Below are 20,172 nucleotides of genomic sequence, written 5' to 3'. Positions count from 1 at the left end.
TGTTCCCACTACTATCTCCGACTAAACTTCTTTCCGTAAAATTAACAAGGTAAAATCATCTCTTAATTGAAAGTCCTGTAAACGCTCCAAGTACTTATAAACTTGATTCACCATTTCCTGTGCTGGTAAATCAGCATAATAGTTTATAATATCAAGTATCTCTTCCGTCTCAATAAAACGTTCGCCTTCTCGACTTTCTGTAACACCATCTGTCAACATGATAACCATGTCACCCTTATGAATTTCCATTTCATATTGCTTATAATCCGTTTCAGGTGTAACCCCTAGAACAAGACCTTTCGTTTCTATCTCTTGAAAAGTATTTGTAGCAGCATTGTAGTAAAATCCAGGTTCATGACCTGCAGATGCGTATTGAAGTTTATTTTCTGAGGGAAAGTATTGTGCATAAAACATCGTAATAAACATACTTGGATCAACATTGCTCTCCACTACCCGATTTAAGTTCTTCAGTATTGACTTTGGGCTCATTGATTCTTCTGGGTAGCTCTCAATCGAATATTTGATCATGGACATACATAGTGCTGCAGGTATACCCTTTCCGATTACATCTGCAATGGCAATACCGAGTGATCCATCCTTCCCTTTCACAAAATGATGGTAGTCCCCATTCATTTGATTGGCAGGAACACTTATAACACCAATATCCACACCTTCTATTATTGGTGTGGTCGATTTCAACAGTCCATCCTGCATATTGGCTGCAGCAGCAATTTCTGATTTAATGGACAGCTGTTCTTCCCGTAATGTTTGAAATTCTTGGTGTGCCAGACCATAAGAAATCATCGCTTCCAGCAAAAAGTCCATCGAATGCTGAAAGTCCTCAAAAAGATTGGGATACAATTCTGCTAAGGCTTGAATATGTAAATTGACTATCTCCTCTGGAAGAATATTATTTTTAATAAAAGATTTACTAACTTGTTCGACTCCATATAAAGCTTGTTCGTTTTGTGTTTTAATATAATTACTCATTAAATCCTTATAAGTTGCTGCATCTACTTTTATCTCATCCATTATTTATCCTCCATATACAATTAATAGGTATGCACTCCTGTACACACCTACTTTAAATTTTTTAAAAATATGGATTACTTCACTCTCCCTATATTATCTAAGCCATTTTAATGTTGTGATTGTTGTACCCTTTCCTTCTTCTGATTGTACATCAAACTCATCCATTAAACGTTTTATACCTGGAAGTCCTGCACCGAGCCCTCCAGATGTAGAATAGCCATCTTCCATTGCTTGACCGATATCACGAATACCTGGACCTGTATCGACAGAAATAATGGTCAGACCCTTTTTACCGCTTTCATTAGCTACCTTTAGATAAATTTGTCCCTTGTCAGCATATAAATATATATTACGAGCCATTTCTGAAATAGCTGTCGTTATACGCGCTTGATCAACTGTTCCAAATCCAATTTCTTTGGCAATATCACGGCCAGCTTGCCTAGCTCCGACGATATCCCACTCTTTATGAATATTTACACAGGATTGAGCATTCATGGCTATTCCCCCAATTCCTGGTAAAGTTTTACTAGACCTTGTTCTAGATCTAAGGCAGTTGGGACATTTTTCAAATGAATACCAAGATCAATTAAAGTCATGGCTACTGCCGGTTGAATACCAGTTAGAACTACTTTCGCCCCCATGAGATCTGACATCGTGACCACGTCGCCGAGAACCTTCGCAATAAATGAATCGATAATTTCTACCGATGTTAAATCGATCACTACTCCTGATGATCCACTTTTATGGATTTTATCCAATAAGTCTTCTTGAAATTGTATAGCCGTATTGTCATCTATTTCTGTTTGAATAGATACTAGTAAATAATTGTTTAATTTTAGTATTGGAATTCGCATCTTATCACTCCCCATGTATAGAACCAATAAATTTTTCGATAGCTTCATTTTTTTCTTCAAGGTTTACGATTTTCCTATTGGTAATCTCCAAAGCGCTTGTAAATCCTTTTTTCAATGAGCTTTTTGTTGGGAATTTCTCTAGGTCAATACCTAGGTTTACAATCGTCTGTGCGATCTCTGGTCGAATTCCAACAAGAATACACGTTGCTCCTACTAGACGTACAGCTTCGGCAGCCTGAATGATATGATGGGCTACCATCGTATCCACTACAGGTACACCCGTGATATCAATTAAGACAACCTCTGAATTATGCTTGATCACGCCTTCCAGAAGGTTCTCCATTATTAACTTGGCCCGCTCGGTATCGATCGTGCCGACTAGTGGCATTACCGTAATACCTTCTACAACGGGAATAAGTGGTGCCGATAGTTCTTGGAGCGCAACTCGTTGCAGGGAAACAATATGCTCCCAGCTACCAGAATAATCATTAACTAGTTGTCTGATAATTGGTTCGACCCATTCATCTACACTCTTTAAAACTTCCGAAATATAACTAGAATCGACTTGGTTCGACTGCCTTAATATGTAATCAATCGTCACTCTTGTAAACATCTGTAAGCCATCTGTAATGTAACTTAATTGCCAACCAAGGTTGATTATTTTCTCTGAGAAATCCTTAAGAGCCTGTGTGTCACCTTGATTTTTAATACTTGTGAATATAACATTTACAAATTCTCTATTTGTACTTTCAAATAATTCATCAGACATGGTAGCTGCATAGTTCGTCTCTTTTAACGTATTAATTTCTTCTAACCACATTGCAACGATTGTATCACTATTATCAATGGCAATCCTTTTGAATTTTTCATCCATTAGCTTGTCCCCCATTCAACAAAAATTAAATTATTATGGATATTTCCACAATGGTACCATTGTGGAAATATATTATATATTATAACATATAATATTCCAAACCAAATTGATACGTTTTTTATCAAAAAGGCTCTTTTCGTAAGTACTGGGACTTCGCTTACTCGTCCCACCGAAAATAATTGTTGCTTTTACCCCTTTGGAGTTGATATAGAGTGCGACATAGTGCGAAATGAAGGATGACACTTTTAACCCGCTGCGGTAATACACTACGCTTTCCGCGGGCGGCTGGTGAGCCTCCTTGTGCTCGTCATGTTGCAAGTGTTTTCGAGAAGCAGCACTCCTCGCAAAAAAGATTGCTATCGCACTCCGGGGTCTCACCGATGCCTTTCCTCCCGCCGGAGTCTCCGTGTATTTCCTTCGCTAGGTGTTGTGGTTTTCTACTTCTAAAAATATATTGTTTGATTAATTTAAAGAAATGTTTGCATTTTTCCGATGGTTGATTGGAGCGAAGGACCGTTGACGCCTGCGAGAACAAGGGCTTTCGGTGGGGGCGAGCATTTACGCGCAGTCCCAGCACGTGTCTAAAGACCCCGCAGGACTAATCCTAAGGAAGGTCGACTAAAACCGTTCTTTGCGAACAACGTCGACATACCCTTTGCCAGGGCAAAGCCGTGCCCACTAAAAAGCAACGGTACGCAGCGGAAATCAACAAGCCTTACGTAGTCTTCTATAGACCTTATGCCAAAAACAACATTAAAAAATCCTTGTTATCAGCATTAACAAGGATTTTTCAGTGATCATACATATCCTTAAGTCCAAGACTTATTTCCAATGCCTGATCTATTTTTTCCATCATTTCATTATCTAATTTTGTAATTTTATCTGTCAAACGCTGTTTATCTAAGGTACGAATTTGTTCTAATAAAATTACAGAATTACGATCAAATCCATAACGTTTTGCATTTATTTCTACATGCGTTGGCAGTTTAGCCTTTTGAATTTGTGCTGTAATAGCAGCGACAATCACCGTTGGGCTGAAACGATTGCCTATATCATTTTGTAGGATCAATACCGGGCGTATGCCTCCCTGCTCTGATCCAACCACAGGGGATAGATCGGCGAAATATACTTCGCCTCTTTGAACAATCAAATTGCTACACCCCGATCACAGTGCGCTCTAAGGTGTTTTCAGCCTCCTCTTCGGCCTGGAAAGCTTCTGAAGCAATTGTTAGATTAATACCAGCCATTTCCTCGTAACCTTTTTTCATTGTTTCGCGAAATTGCTGTACATGTTCGCCTTTTTTCTGATCTAAATAGTTTTTTGTCGCCTGACTGATGAAATCACTTAAATCACTATTCTCATATTTCATTAATCCATCCACCTCATTCAATAGGTTTGTTGGTAACTTTACTAAGATCTCCTGTGAGCTCTCTGACAAAACTAAAACACCTCCGCCAACTGCTGAACGAACTATATAAAATTCATTTTAATACTATCATTGAATTCGAATGTTTGCAAAGGGTTCTGGCAATTTCTTTCAAAAAATATAGTTTTTTGTCGTTTATTATTCTTCTACTTCGATCGGTAAGCGTTATGTTCCTTATATATTCGAGGTACTCGGTGGTTAATGATGCATGGAATTTCATAATTAATTGTATCTAAATAATTTGCTATTTCATCCATTTCAATAACCTCGTTATCTTGTTCACCTATTAACGTTACGTGTGTGCCAACTGGATACTCCCTATCCAATCGAATCATTGTTTGGTCCATACAAATCCTGCCGATAATTGGCATTCGTTTCCCTTCCACCAATACTGAGATGCCCTGAAGCTTGCGTATCCATCCATCTCCGTAACCTATCGGAATCGTGCCTATATACTCCTCTTCTTCCGCTGTATACGTCCCACCATAGCTTACAGACTCTCCAGGAGCTAGCTTTTTCACGTGAATGAACCGACTATGCAATGAAAATGCTTGCTTTAGATCAATTTCCTTCTCTTCCTTAACTGAATTGGATGGGTACAACCCATACATCGAAATCCCGAAACGAATGTAGTCTTTCATTTCGTTTGGCAAGCGAATAGAAGCAGCACTATTACCAATATGAATGTCCACTTCATGTGGCCAAAGTTCCTTGAATACATTCCAGAATTTGTTGAAGCGATCTTTTTGCTCATAAAAATAGGTTAAATCTTTTTCATCTGCGGTTGCAAAATGTGTATACACCCCAGTTAAATATATGTTTGGATTTTCATTTAATGCATTCAACGTACCCTTTAGTTCATCTTCCGTGCGTATACCGATTCGCCCCATCCCTGTGTCCCACTTCATATGCAATTTTAAGTTTTTTGTAAACGAATAGGTATTTACCTCCTGAAGCCATTCTTTTTGAAAAAATGTCAACGTGATATCATGTTCAGAAGCAATAAGAGCTCCCCTTGGCGGCACCCTTCCCAGCACTAAAATAGGTACATCTATGGATGCTTCCCGTAATAGAAGTGCTTCTTCAAGTAACGCAACGGCTAAAGCTTTTGCTCCAGCTTGTAAAGCTTTTTTTGCGACTTGAACACTCCCATGACCATAGCCGTCAGCCTTTACAACTGCAATAATGTTGCTGTCTGCGGGCAACTTTTCTTTCATTTGCTTTATATTATATTCAATCGCATCTAGGTCTACTTCTACCCATGTATCTCTATAAATAGTTTCCGACACAACAAAGAGCTCCTTTCTTTCATGAACATTATAGAGGATGTTCAAAAAATCTTTGAACACGCACTTATATCTCACTATTATTTCCTTTTTCACTAGAAACTGTCAACTCATACCAAAATAAAATTCAATTCATGGAATAATAAAAAGCAGACCCCCTCTCCGCATGTGAGCCTGCTTGAATAGTACCGTTTATGTTATTTCACTTCTTCACTTTCAACAGATTGAGCTACTTCGATTAGTTCTTCTCTTGTTAATTCATCACTTGCTAAAGTGAAATCCACGCCATCATGGCTCCACTCCAGCCTATTGTCTGAAAGTGCTGCAACGGTATGACCTAGATTAACAATATCCCCCTTCACTTCCCGCGGAGATGACAGGGTTTGGGCAACATTTGTTGTCTCTTCTACTAATGTGAAATTCTTCTCACCAGTAAACGTTAAAATAGATCTTTTTCCATTCTCTAACTCCACATCTACTTTTTCCGTTAATTCTGCACCAGCCATAAATGTTGGGTATAAAACGGTTAGTGAATCATCCATTTCATCATTCGAAACTGGGGTATCAACAACAGCACCGCTTGCCATATTTTTATCTATTGTAAAATCATCTTCTTCAAAGCTCGGATCTACTTCAAATTCGGAAAACTCCACTTGCACCAGTGCATTTTGATCTTGATCAAGTACCTTCACAAGTACCGGGTTATACGTGTTTTTATCAAGGTGTATCTCTTGAAATGGCAAATTGTTATTGCTTTGATAATTTGTTTTCGTTCTGAAAATATAATTAGAATCTGTAGTTTCAAATTCCGCTTCATCATCCGCAATTATGTCGGCCACAAGCGATTGATACAAATAGGGTTGGCTACTGTTTTCTGGCCATTCTGATTGAAATTCAAAATGTTTATTTAGTGCTGGGGTAAGAACAAAAACACCTTCATCATTTTTCAGGATAATTTGACTTCCCTCTTCATCCTGATTATTGGTCAGCGCTACTCTATAATACTCCTCTGCCTCATGCCATACATTTATATTAAATGTTTGATTTTCCTGACCTGTATTAATTTCCATTTCCGCCTCAGCCTTATATCCGCTCATGTCTTCCAGATTTCCTTCTAAATCTCCAGTAACATCCTCTTGCGATTTTTCACCACAAGCTGATAAAACTAAAATTAATCCGATGACAATCGGCAACCAAATACCAACTATTCTCTTCATGTACATATCTCCCTTGTCTCGATTAACAAAGGGAACCTTATCACGCAATTTCAAGAAAATATACGATATACGTTTGAAATACCATCGATCACATCTGATGCCATTAAATCATGGTACGTACGACTCTTTTCCACTACTAAATCCGCAGCCTTACCATGAATAAAACAAGCGTTACACAATGCTTGAAAAAGACTTTGTTCTTGCATCACCATCGCTAAAACGATTCCTGTAAGCACATCCCCACTCCCGCCTTTTGCAAGCCCCGGATTTCCGGTTGCACTTACAGCCTGCTCTCCATTCGGCGTACTTATAATGGAATATTTACCTTTGAGCACCACGTATACATTATACTTCCGTGCAAATTTTTAGAAAACTTGGTTGTCACCAAGCCTTTAGGTGACAGCTTAGTTGCACTTATGCAGTAAGAAAGTGTTTATACTTTCTTACCTGCCAATGAATAGTGAAAGGCTTTCGATAAAAGCTCACTAACAGAAATATCAAGCAGCATCGCCATTTCACCCGGGTGTGGTGTCATGATGACAGGGTGGGATCTACTTTTTAACATTGAAAGAACTGGCTTCATAAGGTGTAACCCATCCGCATCAATAATAACAGGACATGTTGACTGATCAAGAATAGCATGGACAATAGCACCTGTTTCTTTATTTCGTCCCATACCAATTCCTAGTGCAATAGCATCATAGCCTTCAACTGGAATACGAGTTTCGTTCGTTAGATAACCATTTGTCTCAGGAAGTGCCAAGTACGTAGCTTCAACACTTTTAGAAGCAATCATTTGAATAACCTTTTCAGAAGTACCTGCTGTAATTAAACCTGCCTCAGCTTTTAAAGCTGCATTTACAGTCATTGAAATGGAACCAGGCATTACCGTACTCCCACCAATAACCAAGCCTCTTCCATGATCTCCTTTATGAGCATTCTGCTTTCGCCCAGGCATGCTTTGTTGAAATGCATCCTGCCCCCATAAATGCCTAGTAGCATATTTCCGTGAAGCTACTTCAGGAAAACCAATGGAAACCTTCTCCCATTCTCCATAAAAGGATGCCGTATGTTCAGGAACGCACTCATTTTCAGTAATCCAACCATAAACGTATAATCAGCTTGTACGGCTGTAAAGTCATGCATACCTTCATCTGCAGGGAGACCTGACGGAATATCTATTGAAATCGTATAGGCTGCCGTTTTATTTAATAGATCAACAATTCGTCTTAACGGCTCTCTTAACTGTCCTTTTATACCTATCCCTATCATGGCATCAATGATTACATCGGAACCTACTACAAGATCGTTTACATCGGGCTCCTGCTCCACAATTATTACCGTGCCCCCACATTTTAAAAATAATTGTTTATGATAAAGCGCATCACCTTTAATTTTTGCATTTGGAACGACTTGTACTACCTGAACATCGTACATCTCATTTAAAAGCGTTCTCGCGATAACGAAGCCATCTCCACCATTATTACCAGAACCAGCAAACACGATAATTCTGTTTTCTTTTCTTATGATTGCTTTCATTTTCCCACAAATGGCTCTTCCAGCATTCTCCATTAAAAGCTTCCCATCAATCCCAATTTCCTGCATCGTGTAATGGTCAATATCGTACATTTCTTTTGCGGTGACAATATACACTTTGTTCCCTCCTACCCGCACTAAAATATATGAGACAACCTTGGTAAATATGCACGCGTCATATAACTTCTATAACTACCTGAGCTGCTGCGTAATCCCTACTGTGCGTTATAGATACAAATATAATATGTTCCTCATAACCAGCCGCCTTTATAGAAGGTGCACCCTTTTCATTCACTGTCAGTTCCATATCGTGAAAGCTTAAACGTCCAATTCCCGTACCGGTTGCCTTCGCAAATGCTTCCTTCGAAGCATATCTTCCTGCAAGAAACTCCACTTTTCTTTTGTTACTTTTAAGCTCGTCGAATACATTTTTTTCATTTTGTGTTAGAATTCGATCAACAAATCGATTGTTTTTCTCCATACTTTTCTGAATACGGTCTAACTCAATTAAATCAATCCCAATACCTTTTATCATCCTATTCTTACCCTTCTGTTTAATTAACTTTTTTAAAGAACATTTCGCTGTATTTAAATTTCATATTTTAGTACGATAAAAATGGTTATGTACCCAAAAGCTATTTAGTAAAATAATAGTACACAAGTTTACCCGAAAATAAAAATTATTTCCCAGGGGGATACGCATGTTTATTCGAACAGAAAGAAGTGTGAAAGAATTTATCCAGTTCTATCCGATTGTCGCTGGGTTAGTCATTATTAATTTAGTATTATGGCTTATTATTGATTTTCTTCAGCTTCCTATTGGTTCATGGATTTACCAATTGGGAGTTGGCAGCAATTATTATATTGAAGATGGTCAATACTGGCGCCTATTTACTCCCATTTTTCTACATGCCGGGCTCATGCATGTGTTATTTAATTCTTTTGCTCTTGTTTTATTTGGCCCAGCCTTAGAACAAATGCTTGGTAAATTTAAATTTATAGTCGCCTATATCGGAGCTGGTGTAGCAGGTAACCTCGGCACCTATATTCTTGGAGCATCTGAGATTTGGAATCTACATCTTGGGGCTTCTGGCGCCGTTTACGGACTATTTGGTATGTATGTATTCATGATAGCATTTCGCCAGCACTTAATCGATCCAGGGAGCAGGCAAATTGTCATGGTTATATTTATTGTAGGGTTAATCATGACATTTGTTCGTCCCAACATAAATATTTATGCTCATATTTTTGGCTTTATTGGTGGTTTCGCGATTGCTCAACTCGTATTAACGAATGCTCAACCTTTCTCTCCTTGGCGAAACCAGAAACGACGTTATAAAGATGATGACGCTGTCCAATTTGATCCGCAGAGATGGAAGAAAAAAAGAATCCCACAAAAGATGAAGAAAAACATAGTATGGATTGTAATAGGTGGGCTTGTCTTAATTGGGGTACTAAGTAGACTTAACCTATTTTAGCCTGTAAGTATTACAGAAAATCACAGGGTTTTTCGCATCGTAATTCACACTATAATTCTTTTAAAAAAGGCTTAGAGGAGATTTTCTCTAAGCCTTGCTTTTTATTATTTTTAGATATTGTTCTAGGACGTATCCAAGAACTTTATTTAGGTGAATTGTTCTGTAACTCCATCCTTTAACCATTTTGCTGTCAATGTTTCTGCGGTTAACATCTCTTCTGGTGTACCTTCAAATATAATATTTCCGCCTTGTTTTCCTCCTCCTGGACCTAATTCTATTACCCAGTCGCTCACCGCTATAAAGTCCAGATTGTGTTCGATGATGATAACAGAATTACCTTTGTTTACCAGATGTTGAAATACGTCCAACAGTTTTCCATTATCTTGTGTGTGCAGGCCTAAAGATGGCTCGTCTAATAAATAGATTTGCCCTTCTTTTTGTAAGTGGCTTGCAAGTTTCAGACGTTGGATTTCTCCTCCGCTCAGAGAACTTGTCGTCTGTCCTAAGGTTAGATACCCTAATCCTACCTCCTTTAGCGTATCCACTCTTTTTATGATCTTGGGCTTTTTAAAATAGTTCATCGCCTCGTCGATCGTTAAATCTAAAATCTCTACTATATTTTTATCTTGATATCGATATGAAAGTGCTTCGTCTGAGTATCTCGTACCGCCACATGCTTCGCAGGGAATCGTCACTGGATCTGCAAATGCTACGTCTGGTTTTATAACTCCTTTTCCTTTGCAGGTAGGACATGCCCCTAAGGAATTGAAGCTAAACAAACCTGCTCGTTGTCCTGTGCTTGCTGAAAATATGGAGCGAATATCATCCATGATTCCCATATATGTAGCTAGTGTCGAACGGTTAGAGATTCCTATACTGCCTTGCCCTACCATGATAGTTTCTGGATACTTTTTAGTGAATGCTTCCATCATGAAGGAACTTTTACCTGAACCAGATACTCCACATATAGAGGCTAAAACATTTTTAGGAATAGTTACGCTTATATTTTTTAAGTTATTGTTACTTGCTTTTTTTATCGTAAAATAACTTTCTATATTCCTTGGACTTTTGTTGATTTTTAACTTGTGGTTTAGGGTTGTTGCTGCTTTAGAGTTTTTTAGTCTTTCTAATTGTCCTTGATAGACAACTTCTCCGCCATGCACACCAGCTCCTGGTCCCATCTCTATTATTTCATCTGCTGCTTTTATTACGGATAGATCGTGTTCGATTACGATTACGGTATTATGCTGGGCTTTTAGATTTTTCATCATCTGTATCAACATTTCCACTTCTTCCGGATGAAGTCCTGCACTCGGTTCATCGAAAATGTATGTAATATTGTTCAAGCTGCTCCCTAAATGACGAGCGATTTTCACCCTTTGCGCTTCCCCACCGGACAAGGTGCCCATTTTTCTTGATAAACTCAAATACCCCAGTCCCATTTCAACAAGTTGTTTTACATGTGGGATTGCCTGAATTGCGATTGCTTCTCCCATCGGATCTGTTATTTTCTTTAGTGCTTCCAGCAGTTCTGTAATCTCTAATTGATCGTATTCAGCGATATTCAAGCCATTTATTCTGCATTCTAATACCTTTGGATTTAGGCCTGAACCCTGGCAGGTCGGGCATAAGTATTTAGTGGAGATTGCTAAGACGTCATCCTGGGTTACTCCTTTCAGCTTTGAAACATCTCTGTTAATATATAGACGCGTAAATCTAGGCAATAACCCGTCCCACTCATGATCTTGTGGTCCGTTTTTTGTATGAAATGGCGCATAGATTTTTTCACCTTCTCCGGGACCATATAATAGCAGGTGGAGGTCTTCTTCCAAGTAATCCTTGATCGGTTGATCCGGATCGAATAATCCACCGGTCATCATCCATCTGCCTTGCCAACCTGAAGGTGATAATGGCTTAAATTGCACCGCATAATCTCGAAGTGACTTATTGTAATCGATCAGCTTATTTGCATCTGGCGCAATTACCTTCCCAAATCCACTACATTCCGGACATCTACCAAAAGAACTTTGATTCGAAAAATCGCTGGCTAAACCGATGGACGGCTTCCCGATTCTCGAGAACAAAAGTCTAATTAATGGATTGATATCCATATAGGTGCCTACTGTTGAGCGGGAATTGCCTCCTGCAGGTCTTTGCTCGACTACGACAACTGGGCTCAAGTTTTGCATCAAATCGGCGTGGGGTCTTTCATACCTCGGCATTTGATACCTGACATAGTGGGGGTAGTTCAACGTCATTTGCCTTCTGCTTTCTGTTGCTATTGTATCAAAAACAACGGAGCTTTTCCCTGAACCTGAAAGACCAGTAAATACGTTAATTTTTTCTTTTGATATGTTTAAGTCTACATTTTTCAAATTATTTTCTTTAAGCCCTCTTAAAATGATTTCATCTTTTATTTCTGACACTTTATCATCCTTTCTGTTTTATTTTTCACATTCAAGGTGGCTTTTACAACTGTTTATTCCAACTCATATTAATATCACCTTAAATTTCTTCCTGTAAAACTTTTAAGTAACTAATTATATCTCATTTTGTTTCAACTATTGCACCCGCCCGTGAACAAAGGACATAGCCTTTGTTCAAAATCAGTTATACTTTGGATGCAAGCCTTTTGAAGGGATACACACTTCCTATTTGCCAAAAATAAACACGAAGCCGATAGGTGGCTTCGTGTTTTAATCTTGGTAGGAATACCAATTCATTAGCTTATCTGCATCGACTTCATCTAGATCCTTTATCGTATAGTGTCTTCCTGCACCTAGTTTACCAATAATAGAAAGTTTCATGGTAGCCAGCTTCTGAAATTTTTGGATCTTGTGCTGTGTTGTCTCGAATGATTGAATTCGATTATGATAGATAACCATTGTCATTTTACTAAACCCGCGGTAGCGTATGATTAAATGATTATCTTCCAAATAATATCCACCTGCCCAGTAGCGTAGTAACCCTAAATATAAGCTACCAATTAGTAAGATGATTGGTATCCAGCTAAATTGAGGGAAAAAGTATGCAATTACTGCACCAATTAAAACCATTGGAATGACCGTACGGAATAGATAAAACTTTCGTGCACGTTTAGGCAATCGCGTGAATTCATCTGGTTGTTTCGCATAACTGGGCAGTAATTCCTGCAGAAACCCCTCTACTTCCTCTGCCCTCATGATTGGAAATAAAACAGTCGAAAAATCCTCGCCCTTATCCAAAGAACCACCAGCTATCTCCGCAAACACCGTTACATATCCCAATGGTTGCCGAATGATGCTTTCTTGAATACCTACGGCTTGAATTCTATTTAGTGGTATCGTTAATTGCTTTTTCTCTAATAATCCCCTCGTGATAAACAATTCTTCGTTATTTTTGGTAATAGTAAAATTTCCATATTTGATCATGGTTCCTGCTATACCTAAAACCCAAAGGATGAATAACACAAGCAGCGCCAAACCCGCGATGATAATAATGCTTAACCCAATAACCCACGTCATCGCATTGTTATAGAAGCGATCGGGGATAAATTGCTCAAGTTCTGAAACCCCTATTAATAAAAATGCCAACATTATACCAATACTGCTCGAAGTCGATCCTGCTAAAAATAATCGCTTAAATGAAATCTTGTAAAATGGATAAGCTGGCGTTTCACTCTCTTCTTCCTCCACTTCCACTTCTTTTTGCTTATTTCTGTTTTTTAATTCACTTCGCAAGCGTTCACCTTCACTTAGCTTAACAGCTTTCAATGCAGCTTCTGCTCCAGTGCCACTACCTGCCGTTTCAATTTGTACTTTTACTAGCTTAAAAATACGGTGAATAACACCAGCAGTTAAGTCAATCGATTGGATTCGATTAATGGAAATATACCTTTTCTTTCGTATCACGATACCGTACTCAACACGAAGCTCTTCTTCTTCCACTCGATACGTATAACGATACCAAGAAGCTACACTATAGGCAGCTAATAGAATGATTAAGATTGAAATACCGAGAATAAAATAGGTCGAGTTATTGTCCCTGAATGTTATAAATCCTAATATAATTATAAATAGAGATTCTCGTATTACTTTAAAAAAATTAAATAATATCGCTGCCGGATGCAGCCGTTGCTGCTTAGACATCATCTTCATTCACCCTTGCCAATGCAGAAATACTATCCCTTAGTTCTGACGCATCTTCTTCCAATAAAGCCGGGATCTCATGGATGGTTGCCGCAGTTGAAATCGTTACACTAGCTAGCCGGAACTTCTTCAAAATAGGCCCTTGCTTTGTATCTACATGCTGTACCCGAATCATTGGTACCAATGTCCGCGAAACAATTAGAATACCATGTTGTATATATATTTCCTGTTCAAAAACCTCGTAACGCCATCTTCTCCAACGGATTTTAGGAAATAGAAAAACAATCAAGTATGTACTTAGAACACTAATTATCGCGGCAATCGCTACATACCAGTAGGTTAAATCATTAATATAAGAAATAATTGCACCTCCGATGGTTGCTAACCATAGAACACCTACGTATATCGCTGCTGTTATTTGCCACGCTTTTACTGCATCACGAGCAATCCTGTTTACTGGTGGTTTCCTCATTACGTCCCCTCCCTATGCTAGATTCATCACACTTACGAATTATTATACAGATTAATTTCAAGAAGAGAAAGACATAAGGAAAACGCGGTCGCCGTCTCGTCTTTGGAGAGGTTTAGAAGTCAGGGGTCGGATTGATGGGATTCGGCAAAAAAGCCGATTTTTCTATCTAAATCTTCTACCCATATATAAGATTATATACTTCCTTTATTTACGAACAAAACCCTTAGAAAACTTGGTTGTCACCAAGCCTTTAGGTGACAACCTTAGTTGCACTTATGCAGTAAGAAATTTTTTATACTTAACTGCGAACAAAAAAAGCTCTTTAGAATACAAGAGCTTTTTGTTCTATTTATTAATCGTTTCTGCGTTTTTGGTAATTCCCTTTACGGTTTCTTCCGCCTTGGTTACGTCCACCTTGATTACGGCCGCCTTGACCTCTTTGTCCTGAATAATGTCGCTTATTGTTCGGACGGCGATTATTATCTTTAGAACGGTTCGGTCCTTTCACACTGATAGGAGCAACAGAAGAAATTCTTACTGGTGTATCTCTACGTTCTTTTGTAAGTAATTTCAATGCAGCTGCAATAACCGTTATAGAATCATTTTCCTGTAATAATCCATTTGCTGTTTCATGATACGCTTGTAGATCCTTTTGTTCGATTGTTTTTGTTAGTTTATCGACTGTTACTTGTTGCTGCCCTCTTTGTGCATCTTGGTTCGTTGGTGGCATCAGGCGTTTCATCTTACTTTTCGTAACTTTTTCAATCGATTTCAAATGTCCTATTTCTCTTGGCGTAATGAAGGAAATGGCTTCCCCTGTTTTACCAGCTCGGCCAGTACGTCCAATTCTGTGTACATAACTTTCAGGATCCTGCGGAATATCAAAGTTATACACATGCGTTACACCAGAAATATCTAAACCGCGTGCTGCAACATCCGTTGCGACTAATACATCAATTCGGCCAGACTTAAATTTACTTAATACAGACGTTCGCTTGCCTTGCGTCAGATCACCATGCGTTCCTTCAGCACGGAATCCTCTTGCCTGCAAACCTTCCGTTATTTCATCCACACGTTTTTTCGTTCTACTAAATATAATTGCTAGTTCTGGCGCATTAATATCTAGATGATTATTTAATGTATCGAATTTGAATTTTTCAGGGATCTCGATAAAATACTGATCAATATTTTCTACTGTCATTTCTTTTGCTTTAACTTTGATTTCTTTCGGGCTTTTCATTAAGTTCGTTGCAATGTCACGAATTTCTTTTGGCATGGTAGCTGAGAATAATAACGTTTGCCTTTCTTCTGGGATTCCTTTCAGAATATCACGAATATCGTCAATGAAACCCATGTTCAGCATTTCATCCGCTTCATCTAATACTGCCGTTTGTACCATATTTATACGAATGGTTTTCCTGCGCATATGATCAAGCAATCTCCCTGGAGTCGCAACGACAATATGTGGACCGTCCTTCAACGCACGTATTTGTCTTTCCATGTGTTGACCACCATAAATGGATAATGCGCGAACACCTTTAAATTTCGCCAATCGGTTAATTTCTTCAGCTACTTGAACGGCGAGCTCACGTGTTGGAGCTACAATTAACCCTTGTATCTTCCTTTCTTTTGGATCGATTTTTTCGATCATCGGAATACCAAAGGCTGCCGTTTTACCTGTACCTGTTTGAGCTTGTCCAATAACGTCATTCCCTTGCATTGCTAAGGGTATTGTCTCTGCTTGGATTGGTGTTGATTCTTCAAATCCCATTTTCTCCAATGCTTTCATAATGGGGGTTGATACACCTAGTTCTTTAAATGTTGTCACCTATACGTCTACTCCTTCTGTTAATAAAAATTTATTCGTAGAAGAGGCCCTAGATATTTTTCTCATACTTTAGTTACATTAAATATTATTCCCGTATTCAGTCGTTTAAAACATTTTTTATGTCTCGGGAAATTAAGAATGAACGCATCTCATATATTTACTTTCATTTTTAAAGTACAAAAAAGGCATCACCAATTTTTGGTAAGAGGCCTCACTCGAAAACTCATACATTTTGTATTATATCACAAATCTCCCTTTGATACTAACTGCGAAGTGATTTTTTGTTTGTACAGTGATAAAATAAGTAATGCTATACAATAACTAGCGTCTTTCTAGAGGTTAGATGTGAAGTCGGATTAATGATCGTAATCGGAAAGAAGCCGATTCATCAAACACCTTCCAATTTTCAAGCATAAAAAGGAGAATTTACATGCGTCGTCCTCCGTTTAATCCATATATAGCGGTTGTTATTGGTGTGATCACTGTCTCTGCTTCAGCAGTATTAGTTAAATTAGCCGATCAAGCGCCTGCAGGAATAATAGCTACATATCGCTTATTATTCGCTGTAATCATCATGTTACCGCTAGTGTTGCTTAAATATCGAAATGAATTTCGGTTAATCAGCAAGAGAGATTGGCTTCTCTCTACCCTTGCTGGATTTTTTTTAGCTCTTCATTTTATTCTCTGGTTTGAATCATTGAATTATACCTCTGTCGCAAGTTCAGTGGTATTAGTCACGTTGCAGCCAATATTTGCTTTCTTGGGAACGTATTTCTTTTTCAAGGAACGTTTCTCAGCAGGGGCTGTTATCAGCATGATTATCGCTTTAATGGGCAGTTTCATAATCAATTGGGGTGATTTGCAAATAAGTGGTACAGCTTTATTTGGGAATATGCTTGCATTATTAGGTGCAATCATGATTACGATATATTTTTTGTCTGGACAGCGTGTGCGAAGAAATTTATCGCTGGTGACCTATACGTTTATTGTCTACAGTGCTAGTACTGTCACATTAATCATCTATAACCTGGTTCTTCAAAATCCGTTCTTTGGTTACCCTTCAGATCATTGGTGGATATTTCTAGCCTTAGCAATCTTCCCTACATTTTTTGGTCATACGCTATTTAATTGGGCGCTGAAGTGGCTGAGTACATCCACTATTTCAATGGGAATTGTCCTAGAGCCTGTAGGTGCTAGCATACTTGCATACTTCGTTTTAGGAGAAGTTGTCACATGGCCGCAATTACTAGGTGGAACCATCGTTATTTTTGGTTTACTTTTATTCATTGTAAGCACGTCACGCAAAAAGAAAGTTACCATCTCAAAGAAGGGAAGCAAAACGTAAAATTTATCGGAGTTAACGGGCAACTCGACTGAATACGACACGTCCTATGCGCCCGAAAGCTCACGAAATGAAGTTTACTTTATACAAAAGTATTTGGTAACTGATATAATAGAAACAACACTAAACTTATGAAGCGGGTGATGTCATGGATATTCAACTAATGACAGATGGTGGCGCAGATATTCCCGATCGTTTACAGGACGTATTGAATATTAGCGTTGTTCCACTCTATTTGCATTTTGATGATGAAGAATTCAAAACTGGCGAGACGATGGATTTACAAAGTTACTATAAAAAAATAAAAGAAACCAATCAGCTACCACGTTCAGCTGCTCCTAGTCCGCATGATTTCTATAATGCGTACAAGCAGATCGATCCTAGAACTCCAATTCTCATGTTAAGCATATCGAAAGAAATTAGCAGTACCTATGATAATGCTAGTATCGGGAAAAATATGTTACTTGAAGAGGAGCCCAACCGAAGAATCGAAGTGATTAACACCAAGACAGCCTCATGTGGAATTGGACTTTTAATGCATGAAGTAAGTAAGAAAATAAATGAAGATCATCCATTTGAAGAGCTCGTCGAACACATGCAACATCGAGTGGAACAAACAACAACATTATTTGTTTTAAAGACACTTGAAAATTTAATTTTAGGTGGTCGTTTGGACAAAGTAAAAGGTACAATTGCCAAAACACTCAACATCAAACTTTTAATGAGAGCAAGCGAAGAAGGTATGATTGAGGTTACGGAAAAGGTTCGAGGGGATAAAAAATCAATAGGACGTTTTGTTCAACAAATTGGTGAATACACGAAAAATGTTGAAGATAAAGTAATTACCATGACACATTGTAATGCAGAGGATCGAGCAAAAAGTGTTCTAGCAGACATTAGCAATAACTATCCATTTAAAGATAAATACCTGAGCGAAACGGGACCATTAATCTCAAATTATGGCGGTGACGGTGCCTTAGTCATTTCTTTCTTCAAAGATTAGGATTTCTTATATAAAAAACCAGAAAAACATTTTCACAATTATTGTGATGGTTTTTCTGGCTTTTCACTTTTGGGCTCCATTAGAAATTCGTAGACCATTTTGTTAAGCAAATCCTTATCATCGCCTAAACAAATAAGGTGCCTGGACCTCTCAAAAAACACGACTTCTTTCTGTTTGGACTTAAGTTCCTTATCCAAATAATATGCTGTTTTATACGGCACCATTCCGTCCTGCTGGCCTTGAGCGATTAATACAGGTGATGTTACTTTTTTTAAATATTTGCGAGTGAATTTGATTAACTTAATAAATTCGATATTTGCTTTAAAAGGTATCGTCCCCATTTTCTTTTTATAGTGTACGTATAATTTGTTTTTCTTCAAATTGCCCCGCATTCCGTCTGCGGCTACTGATGCTATATCAAGGCTCAGTTGTCTAATGGACAGAAATTTACCAGAGGGAGCTAACAAAACAAGATTTTCTACTTTATATTTGGATGCTAAATAGGAGGCAATCATACCACCCATTGAAAATCCAATAATATTAATTTTGTCATATTTACTTTTTAACTTCTTTAGCGAATCTTCTGCTGCTCGTATCCATTTTTTATAAGAAACATCTTTTAGATCAAGGTTTCTTCCATGTCCTGGTAATGTTGGAACTTCAATATGCCAGTCCGTATTTTTTTTAAGATAGTCCGCTAATGGGTCTACTTCATATGGTCCTCCTGTAAATCCGTGGATAATTAAACAGCCAACCATAATCATTCTCCTCTTTTTTAAATACCCTACCTATCTTTTACCCATTATCTCTACAAACTATTACTCAACACCAGTATATTGTTTTTCCAGTATTACTGTTTTTTGTATTTCACCAAACGCTAAAGCTGATGGGAGATAGTTTCCAACCATCAGCTTTTTGTTCATTCCTTATCTGAACCCTTTTATGATCGTACCAAATTGCTTCACAATCGGAGAAACTTGATGATAGGTATTGGCTAACTGCCCTACTGTCGTTAACATTTTATCAAAGTCCACTTGTTCTTTTGTATCTTGAGCATACATATTAGGATCCGTTTGCTCTTCCGTAGTAGTGGGATTTGAATGTGACGGGTTCAGAGGTTGATATGGAGTTGGATTTATTGGTATATGATTAGGTGAAAAACTGGGTTGTTTTGGTTTTGCAAATTGTTCATAAGGTGTTTGATAAAGTGCTTGCCCATTAGAAGAATGAAAAGGATGTTCGTGTAATTGCTGCGAAGGATTAGGAGTAGGATTACTATAATTTACGTAATACGGATAATCCCGACGAACAGGTTGATAATGATAATAAGGACTATTATACATACATGCATACACCTCTTTGTGCTTTTTAACTATATTATAACTATGCATATTGTTTAAAAGTTGTGTATCAATTTTAACCACCTTTTAGGGTTCCTACCTTAAAGTTTCAATGAAGCCTTAATCTTATTTTTTTGAAATCCAAGAATTGCGTTTGGATCGTTATTGATAAATGTCGCCGGCGTTCCATATAAATCCATATCCTGTAGTTCTTTCTTATACTCATCATTACGAGTTATGTTTCTTGTTTCGTAGGAAACATTCCATTCCTCCATTTGATTTAATAAATTTTTGCATTGTTTACTGTTCTCACTGATATAAATAATTACACTTTTTTCCGTCATCCGTAGACCTCC

The 20,172-nt window shown here is 38.0% G+C and carries 22 protein-coding genes; 3 read left to right on the top strand and 19 right to left on the bottom strand.

What is annotated here, in order from left to right:
- Nucleotides 1-21: 21 nt before the first annotated feature.
- The 12 genes from OLD84_RS04580 to acpS form a co-directional block, all read right to left on the bottom strand.
- Nucleotides 22-1,032 (bottom strand): PP2C family protein-serine/threonine phosphatase, encoded by a 1,011-nt coding sequence (locus OLD84_RS04580; RefSeq protein WP_209464508.1) that lies wholly within the window; start codon nucleotides 1,030-1,032, stop codon nucleotides 22-24.
- Between the two features lie 93 nt (nucleotides 1,033-1,125).
- Entirely contained in the window at nucleotides 1,126-1,527 is a 402-nt protein-coding gene (locus OLD84_RS04575; RefSeq protein ID WP_209464507.1) for an anti-sigma regulatory factor, read from the bottom strand.
- A 2-nt stretch (nucleotides 1,528-1,529) separates the two neighbouring features.
- The gene (locus OLD84_RS04570; protein ID WP_209464506.1) at nucleotides 1,530-1,886 is read right to left on the bottom strand and encodes an STAS domain-containing protein; all 357 of its coding nucleotides are present in this window, start codon (nucleotides 1,884-1,886) and stop codon (nucleotides 1,530-1,532) included.
- Nucleotides 1,887-1,890: 4 nt separating this feature from the next.
- On the bottom strand, nucleotides 1,891-2,760 hold the full coding sequence (locus OLD84_RS04565; protein ID WP_209464505.1) for an RsbT co-antagonist protein RsbRA: 870 nt from the start codon (nucleotides 2,758-2,760) through the stop codon (nucleotides 1,891-1,893).
- 790 nt (nucleotides 2,761-3,550) lie between these two features.
- Nucleotides 3,551-3,910: a type II toxin-antitoxin system PemK/MazF family toxin gene (locus OLD84_RS04560; RefSeq protein ID WP_209464504.1), complete on the bottom strand. Its 360-nt coding sequence runs from the start codon at nucleotides 3,908-3,910 to the stop codon at nucleotides 3,551-3,553.
- 4 nt (nucleotides 3,911-3,914) lie between these two features.
- A complete protein-coding gene (locus OLD84_RS04555) occupies nucleotides 3,915-4,199 on the bottom strand; it encodes a CopG family ribbon-helix-helix protein (RefSeq protein WP_209464503.1) in 285 nt (94 codons plus the stop codon).
- Nucleotides 4,200-4,333: 134 nt separating this feature from the next.
- Complete coding sequence (gene alr / locus OLD84_RS04550) at nucleotides 4,334-5,476, bottom strand: alanine racemase (protein WP_209464502.1); 1,143 nt, start codon at nucleotides 5,474-5,476, stop codon at nucleotides 4,334-4,336.
- Between the two features lie 194 nt (nucleotides 5,477-5,670).
- Nucleotides 5,671-6,690, bottom strand: coding sequence for a LolA family protein (locus tag OLD84_RS04545; protein ID WP_209464501.1), 1,020 nt, complete (start codon nucleotides 6,688-6,690; stop codon nucleotides 5,671-5,673).
- A 50-nt stretch (nucleotides 6,691-6,740) separates the two neighbouring features.
- A complete protein-coding gene (locus OLD84_RS04540; protein ID WP_264917287.1) occupies nucleotides 6,741-7,025 on the bottom strand; it encodes an ADP-dependent NAD(P)H-hydrate dehydratase in 285 nt (94 codons plus the stop codon).
- Between the two features lie 98 nt (nucleotides 7,026-7,123).
- Entirely contained in the window at nucleotides 7,124-7,648 is a 525-nt protein-coding gene (locus tag OLD84_RS04535; RefSeq protein ID WP_264917286.1) for an ADP-dependent NAD(P)H-hydrate dehydratase, read from the bottom strand.
- Nucleotides 7,649-7,704: 56 nt separating this feature from the next.
- Nucleotides 7,705-8,343 carry an NAD(P)H-hydrate epimerase gene (locus tag OLD84_RS04530; RefSeq protein WP_264917285.1) on the bottom strand — a complete coding sequence of 213 codons (639 nt, stop codon included), beginning with the start codon at nucleotides 8,341-8,343 and terminating at the stop codon, nucleotides 7,705-7,707.
- A gap of 58 nt (nucleotides 8,344-8,401) precedes the next feature.
- Nucleotides 8,402-8,761: a holo-ACP synthase gene (gene acpS, locus OLD84_RS04525; protein WP_209464500.1), complete on the bottom strand. Its 360-nt coding sequence runs from the start codon at nucleotides 8,759-8,761 to the stop codon at nucleotides 8,402-8,404.
- A 166-nt stretch (nucleotides 8,762-8,927) separates the two neighbouring features.
- Here acpS and OLD84_RS04520 point away from each other — a divergent pair, with 166 nt between their 5' ends.
- Nucleotides 8,928-9,704, top strand: a complete 777-nt coding sequence (locus OLD84_RS04520; RefSeq protein ID WP_209464499.1) for a rhomboid family intramembrane serine protease — start codon at nucleotides 8,928-8,930, stop codon at nucleotides 9,702-9,704.
- 146 nt (nucleotides 9,705-9,850) lie between these two features.
- On the opposite strand, the gene OLD84_RS04515 is transcribed toward OLD84_RS04520, so the two are convergent.
- From OLD84_RS04515 to OLD84_RS04500, 4 genes are all read right to left on the bottom strand, one after another.
- A complete protein-coding gene (locus tag OLD84_RS04515) occupies nucleotides 9,851-12,130 on the bottom strand; it encodes an ATP-binding cassette domain-containing protein (RefSeq protein ID WP_209464498.1) in 2,280 nt (759 codons plus the stop codon).
- Between the two features lie 270 nt (nucleotides 12,131-12,400).
- A complete protein-coding gene (locus OLD84_RS04510; RefSeq protein WP_245301681.1) occupies nucleotides 12,401-13,834 on the bottom strand; it encodes a PH domain-containing protein in 1,434 nt (477 codons plus the stop codon).
- The gene (locus tag OLD84_RS04505) at nucleotides 13,824-14,303 is read right to left on the bottom strand and encodes a PH domain-containing protein (protein WP_209464497.1); all 480 of its coding nucleotides are present in this window, start codon (nucleotides 14,301-14,303) and stop codon (nucleotides 13,824-13,826) included. Before OLD84_RS04505 ends, OLD84_RS04510 begins: the two co-directional genes overlap by 11 nt.
- 352 nt (nucleotides 14,304-14,655) lie before the next feature.
- Nucleotides 14,656-16,131: a degradosome RNA helicase CshA gene (locus OLD84_RS04500; protein WP_264917284.1), complete on the bottom strand. Its 1,476-nt coding sequence runs from the start codon at nucleotides 16,129-16,131 to the stop codon at nucleotides 14,656-14,658.
- A 430-nt stretch (nucleotides 16,132-16,561) separates the two neighbouring features.
- On the opposite strand from OLD84_RS04500, the gene OLD84_RS04495 reads away from it, so the two are divergent.
- Nucleotides 16,562-17,476: a DMT family transporter gene (locus tag OLD84_RS04495; protein ID WP_209464496.1), complete on the top strand. Its 915-nt coding sequence runs from the start codon at nucleotides 16,562-16,564 to the stop codon at nucleotides 17,474-17,476.
- A 145-nt stretch (nucleotides 17,477-17,621) separates the two neighbouring features.
- Nucleotides 17,622-18,476 carry a DegV family protein gene (locus tag OLD84_RS04490; protein WP_209464495.1) on the top strand — a complete coding sequence of 285 codons (855 nt, stop codon included), beginning with the start codon at nucleotides 17,622-17,624 and terminating at the stop codon, nucleotides 18,474-18,476.
- A gap of 38 nt (nucleotides 18,477-18,514) precedes the next feature.
- Here the strand turns inward: OLD84_RS04490 and OLD84_RS04485 are convergent, their stop codons facing one another.
- The 3 genes from OLD84_RS04485 to OLD84_RS04475 all read right to left on the bottom strand — a co-directional run bounded on the left by OLD84_RS04485 (nucleotide 18,515) and on the right by OLD84_RS04475 (nucleotide 20,160).
- Complete coding sequence (locus OLD84_RS04485; RefSeq protein ID WP_209464494.1) at nucleotides 18,515-19,234, bottom strand: alpha/beta hydrolase; 720 nt, start codon at nucleotides 19,232-19,234, stop codon at nucleotides 18,515-18,517.
- 168 nt (nucleotides 19,235-19,402) lie between these two features.
- Nucleotides 19,403-19,819, bottom strand: coding sequence for a YppG family protein (locus OLD84_RS04480; RefSeq protein ID WP_209464493.1), 417 nt, complete (start codon nucleotides 19,817-19,819; stop codon nucleotides 19,403-19,405).
- Nucleotides 19,820-19,917: 98 nt separating this feature from the next.
- A complete protein-coding gene (locus tag OLD84_RS04475; protein ID WP_209464492.1) occupies nucleotides 19,918-20,160 on the bottom strand; it encodes a glutaredoxin family protein in 243 nt (80 codons plus the stop codon).
- Nucleotides 20,161-20,172: the final 12 nt, after the last annotated feature.

The organism is Virgibacillus natechei, assembly GCF_026013645.1.
GTDB lineage: Bacteria > Bacillota > Bacilli > Bacillales > Amphibacillaceae > Virgibacillus_L > Virgibacillus_L natechei.
The sequence above is the reverse complement of the archived record's forward strand: the minus strand, read 5'-3'. Positions and strand labels throughout refer to the sequence as shown.